Source organism: Terriglobia bacterium (assembly GCA_036496425.1).
GTDB lineage: Bacteria > Acidobacteriota > Terriglobia > 20CM-2-55-15 > 20CM-2-55-15 > 20CM-2-55-15.
The window spans coordinates 1-7,594 of the sequence record DASXLG010000151.1; the positions used below are offsets into that span (position 1 = coordinate 1).

At 58.6% G+C, this 7,594-nt stretch carries 8 protein-coding genes; 2 read left to right on the forward strand and 6 right to left on the reverse strand.

The genetic code is table 11. From position 1 onward, the window contains the following. Nucleotides 1-289: 289 nt before the first annotated feature. Nucleotides 290-829: a YaeQ family protein gene (locus VGK48_10860; GenBank protein ID HEY2381666.1), complete on the reverse strand. Its 540-nt coding sequence runs from the start codon at nucleotides 827-829 to the stop codon at nucleotides 290-292. A 146-nt stretch (nucleotides 830-975) separates the two neighbouring features. Between VGK48_10860 and VGK48_10865 the strand changes: the two genes are divergently transcribed. Further along, complete coding sequence (locus VGK48_10865) at nucleotides 976-1,650, forward strand: hypothetical protein (protein HEY2381667.1); 675 nt, start codon at nucleotides 976-978, stop codon at nucleotides 1,648-1,650. A 762-nt stretch (nucleotides 1,651-2,412) separates the two neighbouring features. On the opposite strand, the gene VGK48_10870 is transcribed toward VGK48_10865, so the two are convergent. The 5 genes from VGK48_10870 to VGK48_10890 all read right to left on the reverse strand — a co-directional run bounded on the left by VGK48_10870 (nucleotide 2,413) and on the right by VGK48_10890 (nucleotide 7,276). Then, on the reverse strand, nucleotides 2,413-2,772 hold the full coding sequence (locus VGK48_10870) for a DNA alkylation repair protein (GenBank protein ID HEY2381668.1): 360 nt from the start codon (nucleotides 2,770-2,772) through the stop codon (nucleotides 2,413-2,415). Beyond that, a complete protein-coding gene (locus VGK48_10875; GenBank protein ID HEY2381669.1) occupies nucleotides 2,769-3,632 on the reverse strand; it encodes a VWA domain-containing protein in 864 nt (287 codons plus the stop codon). Before VGK48_10875 ends, VGK48_10870 begins: the two co-directional genes overlap by 4 nt. Before the next feature lie 321 nt (nucleotides 3,633-3,953). After that, nucleotides 3,954-4,895 carry a cytochrome c gene (locus VGK48_10880; GenBank protein HEY2381670.1) on the reverse strand — a complete coding sequence of 314 codons (942 nt, stop codon included), beginning with the start codon at nucleotides 4,893-4,895 and terminating at the stop codon, nucleotides 3,954-3,956. Nucleotides 4,896-4,966: 71 nt separating this feature from the next. Further along, nucleotides 4,967-5,317, reverse strand: a complete 351-nt coding sequence (locus tag VGK48_10885; GenBank protein HEY2381671.1) for a cytochrome c — start codon at nucleotides 5,315-5,317, stop codon at nucleotides 4,967-4,969. Between the two features lie 6 nt (nucleotides 5,318-5,323). Further along, on the reverse strand, nucleotides 5,324-7,276 hold the full coding sequence (locus tag VGK48_10890) for a thiamine pyrophosphate-dependent enzyme (GenBank protein HEY2381672.1): 1,953 nt from the start codon (nucleotides 7,274-7,276) through the stop codon (nucleotides 5,324-5,326). Between the two features lie 43 nt (nucleotides 7,277-7,319). Between VGK48_10890 and VGK48_10895 the strand changes: the two genes are divergently transcribed. Next, nucleotides 7,320-7,594, forward strand: a 275-nt coding sequence (locus VGK48_10895; GenBank protein ID HEY2381673.1) for an alpha/beta hydrolase, incomplete at its 3' end; no start/stop codon positions are given.

Sequence of the window (7,594 nt, forward strand, 5' to 3'; positions counted from 1 at the left end):
GAAGTGCGGGAGTTCATAAGATCCCGCAAGAAGGCACTCGGGTGCAATATTGACGGGAATTAACTGTCCCTACTGCCGAAGCAGCCTGACCCTCGACCGGATAGGCGTGCACTTTCAGAAATTCTGTTCCGGTATCCAGACAGCCACGGCTCGTGAAACGAGCATGAAGAAATACAATCAGTTTTATACCTGCCTGCAATCCCACGCCCGTGGAGAGATTACAGTTGAGGAGCTTCAAAATGAAGCGAATAAGCTGTTTCTCCCTGGTAAATGATGAGGTCCGTGGTCGTCACTCCGCGCGATGTTCTACGATCGTCGTGGTAAACGTGCGGCCGCGGATTTCGAGGTAGAGTTCGCGCTCCGTAACTGAAATGGAGAGAGTCGAGCGCCGCTCCATCAGCTCCGCAATCTGATCTACAAAGGACCGAGCGAATTCATACACGGGGACAGCGCGCAGCCTGTCGATCCTGGACGCAGAAAGTTGGGCCAGCAGTTTTTGAACGTCGCGGTGGGTATAGACTGCTGCACGGCCGGCGAGTTTGAGGCCGCGATGCAAACGCTCGGCGTCGGGCATTCCGACCTCGATCCATGCCGTCACGCGTCCGGTCAGGTCTCGAATTAGTACAGCGGGGTCGTTGCCCGCGGCGACGCCCTGCGTGAGTACAATTCCGTCGCCATACTCGAGACAATAGGCGATAACGCGCATGAACATGTATTCGACGGTTTCTGAAGGTTGACGAGCGATGCAGACGTCGAGCTTTTCATAGACGCCGCGATCGATATCGGCGAGGTCGACGGTCAGGTTATAAATTGTCGCGGTCTGAGCCATCGTTCAGAGTATCAATCATGTGCTTCGGTTGCGTATCCCTACTGTAGAATGGCGATCTATGCTCACGACGACCCGCTCAGAATTCGGCCGACTCATGCGCGCTGCAGCCCGCCTGATCGCTGCGGGAACGCAGCACTAGGCGAGTCTTGCAAGCTCTGGAGTTACTCGGCGAGGCAACCACCCCCGACGGCTCCGACATCAAGCTGACCCGCCGGACCAATGAGTATGTCATCCTTGCCAACGGCAAACCTCTGATGTCGAGCCGAATGCACGGATCTGAGGAGGCGCTGGCCACATTCGCATGCAGCAACCTGCGAACAACGGAAAGGCCCTGCGTACTCATCGGGGGGCTCGGCATGGGCTTCACTCTGCGCGCTGCGCTTGATCTTCTGCCATCCAATGCGCAGGTTGTCGTCGCTGAATTGGTGCCGGCAATCGTCGAATGGAATCGCGGACCGCTGGGGCCATTGGCGAGAGACCCGCTTAGAGACAAGCGGGTGAGAATTGAGGTGGGCGATGTGGCAGTCTCGATCGGATCCCGCCAGAGCCACTTCGATTCCATTCTTCTGGACGTGGATAACGGCCCGGCCGCGTTCACCACGCCGCAAAACAGCATGCTCTACGCCGATCGCGGATTAGCTGCCATTCGTGCCGCTCTCAAGAACGGTGGAGTGCTGGCCATCTGGTCTGCCCGGGAGGATCGAAAATTCGAGCAGCGTCTGCGCTATGGCGGGTTCGTCGTCGAGGTCGAGCGCGTGCGGGGCCGTCTCAAAAAGGGCGGCCCCCACCACACTATATTTCTGGCCCGTAAGCTCGCATGAGCGTGTAGAAGCGGCGCGTTTGTCGCGATACACCTGATGGTACTGAAGAAACGTATCGGCGATGAGGTTGCTGATATCGCTGACCGTCTCTTGATTTCGGGTCTGTGATGCTTTGTAGGCCGCGCGTCCTGCGTAGGCGACGCGGCAAACGCAAAGTATTTGCGCAGGTATCCACTATGAACATGGCGAGTATCAAGGTGCTACATCACCGACGGTGGAGCGCTTTGGTACATTTGCGGGGACGGAGCACACAATTCAGGCTCGAGTGTGGAGGTGCGTCGCGGCTCGTGCCGCCTCGTGCTTCTGGGACAGGCCAAACGGTAGTGACTCAGTTTCAAACTGAGTCACTACCGGCCAAACACATCCATAGCAGGGAGGAAAAAGATGAGTCTTCTTGGACGGATCGCGCTCGGAGTGGTGCTTGTCGGTGCCGTAGAGGCTCAGCCTATCCCAGAGCAACCGGGGTTCAGCGTTGCATCCTTTAAGAAGGCCGTCTTTCGAGGTTCCCCCGAGATCCTCAACGAGAGGGGCAACAGCGTAACGTGCATTTGCCGCCTCAATATTCTCTTGCGTCGCGCCTTTGACGTTGAGGCGTCGAGGCTGGCCGGGCCGACTTGGCTTCGAGAAGAATTTTATGAACTGAACGCCACGATGCCTGAAGGTTCGACCCGCGATCAGATCCCCGCAATGTTGCGGCTGCTGTTAAGCGACCGTCTCCATCTGGCAGTACACCGCGAACCAGGGGACGCTCCCGAGATTTTTTCAGAAATACGAAAGCTTGGGCTCCAGCTTACACCTGCCAAACTGCCCATCGGCTATATCATCCTCGACCGGATCGACAGGGATCCAGCCGAGAACTAGCCAGGGATTTAGGTAGTCGCCCACCGATTTTGTTTCCAGGTACGGATCGGCAATCAACTCATCCGCCAGAGCCATCGCATCGTCTACCGGCCATTGATCGCGGTTCACCTCGTAAACCGAACGGGCAAAAGCACGCATCCGCTCCGTTCCGATGTTGTAGAAGCGCAGTTTGTGGTTGCCGCGAAAGTACTGCTGCGCGTCAAAAGCACCGACGGGCCGCGCCAGCTTTTCGAGTTCGCAGGCGATTTCCGGACTGATCACTGCGTGGCAGCGTAATAGCCGGTTTTGCCGCGGATGTTGAGTTTGGAGAGACCACGGGGAGTATCGATCTTCAATTGAACTTTGCGCCACCGGCCGTCTTTGGCCTGGTTGGTCGAACGATAGCCGATGACGTATTCGTTCTTCAGCTCGACGGCAATCTTCTCGCAGATGTCCTCCAGGCCCGCACCGTGGAAGGCGTAACCGCCCGTCATTTCGACGATGTTGTTGATGAGGCCCCAGGCGCCGATGGAAAAAATCTGCACGTTCTGTTCTTTGGCAAGATCCCGCAGATTGGAGAAGGTGTACCGGCTGTGGTTTTCGCCGCCGTCGGTGATGACGATCAATGCCCGCTTCGGATAGGACGCCTTTCTGATTTTTTCCATTCCAAGGTAGACGGCATCGAAGAGGGCCGTCGATCCTTTGGCCGGCAGGTAAATGATGCGTTCCTGAAGCTTCGAAATATCTTTCGTGAGGTCGACGTCCACGTGCGGCTTGTCGCTGAACACGACAAGGAAATACTCGTCGTCCGCATTCGAAGTCCGCAGGAAAGTCAGAGCCGCCTGGTGAGCGTAAGCCAGCGATACTCCCATGCTGGCGCTATGATCGAGAATCATTCCGACGCTGATCGGCGCATCTTCTGTGGACAAATACTCGACCTGCTGCTCGACCTTGTCTTCCCAGATGTGAAAGTCCTTCTTTTCCAACCCGACGACATAACGGCCTTCGCTGTCCGTAACGGTCGCATTGACTTGCACGAGATCGACATCGACCTTCAGGTTTTGATTCTGGAATTGGCGGGCGAAAAAGGATGCCGCACAAACGAAGACCGAAACCGAAACAAGAATGATCCGGTTTTTCACGATAGCCGGAGTATTGCATAACTTAACGCGTGGAAACCGAGATTTTTCCGTTTTCTCCGGCGTCTGAACGCGGGTATTCTACCCGGCGATGCAGGTGACACCTTGACCTGCATGCGATTGCGGAAGTCGATGCGGGACTCCGCGCCAGTTGCATCGATTTTTCGAACCCGATGCGGACAGCGGCTCCGCCTGCATGCAATTTCTCGATCCGAAGCGGGCGGCGGCGGTCGCTGCATCGTATTTTTGAACCTTTGAACGCGCGAACGACTCAAGGTCGTATGTGGCGCTGCTGCCTGCAGACGACCGCGCCTGCCGCAATGCTCACCGGACCTGGGAGATGCAGCGGCCCGCCTTGTTGGCGGGATCGAGATTCAATCCTCCGGCGGCGCGTTTGTCGCGATACACCTGATGGCAGTGAAGACAGGTATCGGCGATGAGGTTGCTGATATCGCTGACCGTCTCCTGATTCCGGGTCTGTGAGGCTTTGTAGGCGGCGCGTCCCGCTTCCGCGAGTTCGGTCGCGAATTTGATCCAATCCGGATCGTTGACCGGCACCGGCTTGCCGTTCTCGCACCGGCGGCCAGGCGTCAGCATGAGCGGTGCGGACTCCGCGATCGCGACCGCCGCATAATCGACCAGTTCCCAGCCCGGATAAAGATTTGCGCCCCAGATTGCCCAGTCGAAGCCGCCGTCGTTTGCAGCGCCGGCCGGTGGTTTCTTCTTATCCGCCGGATCGTGCGTTTGAACCGTAAATATAATGTTGGAACTCGGAAACAGAATGCCGCGCATCACTTGCGCGAGATTTCCAGCCGGTGGAAACGCCGGAGCCGTTCCGGCCGCAGCCTGCACCGGCCGTGGGGCCGAGGCCGCGGGCCAGCCGATCTGTTTCAAGGCCGCCTCAGACGCGCCAAGCTCAGCAGACCCCGCCGGGAACTTTCCGGTTTGCAGAATGTAGGCGAGGATATCCGCCGTTTGAGGGCCGGTCAGCTTGCCCGGGGCATCCTGCGGCATCGTCTTCGCAATCTTGTTGAACAGTTCGGAGAGAGGCTCTTTGTTCCAGTTCCCGGTGAAATCATCGCCCGTCAGCGGGGGGCCGATCCGGCCTTGAAGAGCATCGCCGTGACAGGTGGCACAGCGCTCCTTATACAGCGCTTGCCCGCGGACTCCCTGGGCCTGCGTGTACACGCCCCGGCTCACCGTTGCCGGCTGCTGGGCGTAGAGGGTGGAAATGCAGAACAAGAAAAGAACGAAGAGTTTTCTCATAAGCGATGTAACTAACGCTATTGGATCAATGATGCAATGGTCCAATAGAACAAGACATTCTGCCCCCTGGACTAGCGGATCTGATCCAGCAGCGGAATATCCTTCGCCGGCTTTGCGGCCGGCAACGATTTCAGATACGCGTAGATGTCGGTCAGTTCCTGGTCCGACAGAATCTTTTCGGTAAATGCCGGCATTGCGCCGGCCGGTTTGCGGACGTATCGAATGACTCCCTGAAGATTGAGCGAGGTTTGCGCGATTCGCGCGCCATCGCGGCTGCCCTGTCCGGAAGTTCCATGACAGTAATAGCAGTTCTGTTTCATGAAGAGCTGCTTTCCTTTTTCCGCATTTCCGGCGGGCGCGGTTTGCGGGGTTGCGAGTAAAGGCGCCGCGATCAAAACAAGGAACAATAGATACTTCATCATCTGCTTCTACCTTGGTTGAGAAATCACGTCGACCAATGCCGGTTCGCCGCGCTTGACGACGTCGATCGCCTTCTTGAGTGCGGGCCCGAGATCGGCGGGATTCTCGATCGGCCCGGCGCCATACATTCCGTATGCTTTTGCCATCGTGGCGTAATCGATGTTCGGGCCGGTCAGCGCATTTCCGATATCGACGCGGCTGACGTCCCGCTGGGCTCGCGCCGCCATGTCGGCCACGAACATCCGCTCCTGATGGTATGCCCGATTGTTGTGCACAACGTTCAACAGCGGAATCCGGTGGTGAACGGCCGTCCACAAGACTCCCGGCGCATAATTGAGGTCTCCATCCGATTGGATATTGACGGTCAGCCGGCCGTACTTGCGATTCGCCAGCGCGGCGCCGACAGCGGCCGGCGCTCCATAGCCGACGCCATAGGCGCCGTGGCCGCCGATAAATTGATAATGTTTCGTGAAGTCCCACAAGCGCGTCGGCCACCAGCTCTGGAAAACATCGTCCGATACCAGCGACCAGTCATCGTCTTTGACGGCATTCCACAACTCCGCAGCAATGCGGGCCGTCGTTATCGGGCTGGAGTCCCAGCCCCACGCCGCCTGCTGCCTGAATTGGTCGCGCAGGTTTTTCGACGCTTCTTCGCATTTTGCGCGGCGCTGATCGAACACGCGTTTGCGATCGGCGGTGATCAGTTTCCTGCAGGATTCGATCAGCAGAGGCAGCGTCGCTTCCGCGTCGCCTGTAACGGCGAGGTCGGCTTCGTTGTACTGCCCGAAGTCCTGGTAGTTGCTCTTCATGAGCAGGTCCATCGAAGAGATCGTGATCAGCTTCGCTCCGTCCTTCGTCAGCGGCCGCACCTCCATGCCCATGCGGTTGACCGGCGTTTGCGCGTGGGTGACGTTCCAGAAGTCCGGAACTTCCAGCGCCAGCACGACGTCGGCAGAGGCAATGCTGCCGGTGCCGTATAAATAATGCCGGGTGGGGAAGTTCATCCGCTGGCGGCGGTCCATTACCGGCGCCTGCAGAAGCTCGGCGAGTTCGATCAGAAGGTTCAGACCGTTCGGCGTTCGCGCGGAGCGTCCTGTCACGATAAGCGGATTCTCGGCCGCGACCAGCATCTTCGCGATATCGGCGACGGCCGACGGATCTCCGGCAGGCGGAGTGGTTACGGAGAGTTTTGCAACCCGAAGCCGCCGGCGGTCTTCGTCGGAGACCGGCTCTTCCTGAAGAACCGCGTCGGCGACAAGTACGACCGGCCCCATCGGCGGCGTCATCATGATCTTGTACGCATGGGGCGCCGATTCGGAGAACTGCGTTAGAGAAAGCGGCGCGTCGTCCCATTTCGTGTAATCGCGCACGATCAGCGGGGCGTCCTGAACGGCGTGAGCCCATTCGACGTCGCTTCGGCGGAAAGGCCCGTCGGCGACATTGCCGATCACGACGTACACCGGCACCCGGTCGGCATACGCGTTATAAATCGCCATCGAGGCGTGCTGCAGGCCGACCGTTCCGTGCGCCATGATCATCATGGGCTTGCCTTCGATCTTCGCATAGCCATGAGCCATCCCGACCGATGACTCTTCGTGGCAGCAGGTCAGCAACTCCGGCATTCTGTTCGCGCCGTAATTGATGATGGATTCGTGCAGCGCGCGGAACGTCGATCCGGGATTCGCCGCGGCATACTCAATTCCCAGCGATTTGATGACATCCAGCATGAAGTCCGATCCGGGCCGATCCGTGGTATATACGTCGGCTCGTGGAGGCGGAGCGGTTTCAGCGGCAACCAGACGAGCGCCCGGCAATGGCGTCGCCGCCGCAGTCCGCGCCTGCGCCGCGGGCGCCGCCGGTGCAGGTTTCGCAACCAGCGCGGCGGCGCCGGCGGCAGCACCGGCGGCGGCGCCTTTCAGAAATCCGCGGCGGTTCACCGCACCTTTTTTGGATCTCGCCATTGTATGAAATCTCCTTTGCTGGGAAGATGTTTGAGCATTCTACATGAAGAAGAATCGATGGCCAATTTGGTTGACCGTTTCCGCCGTCGCGCTGATGGCGTTTTTCTGGGGTATTTACGCGATCTGGGATCCCGAGAAGATCACGCTTGATGCCGCCACGCGTTCGCGGCTGCCGGGACAGTTCGCGCAGCTTGCCGACGGATATACCCATTACGAACTGGGCGGACCCGCGGATGCGCCTCTCGTGGTGCTGGCGGCCGGCTTCAGCGTTCCTTATTACATCTGGGATCCGACGTTCAAGGCGCTGACTGGCGCCGG

Coding starts and splice junctions, on each gene's coding strand:
- VGK48_10860 (HEY2381666.1), bottom strand. CDS start 829: ATGGCTCAGACCGCGACAATTTATAACCTGACCGTCGACCTCGCCGAT.
- VGK48_10880 (HEY2381670.1), bottom strand. CDS start 4,895: ATGAGAAAACTCTTCGTTCTTTTCTTGTTCTGCATTTCCACCCTCTAC.
- VGK48_10885 (HEY2381671.1), bottom strand. CDS start 5,317: ATGATGAAGTATCTATTGTTCCTTGTTTTGATCGCGGCGCCTTTACTC.
- VGK48_10890 (HEY2381672.1), bottom strand. CDS start 7,276: ATGGCGAGATCCAAAAAAGGTGCGGTGAACCGCCGCGGATTTCTGAAA.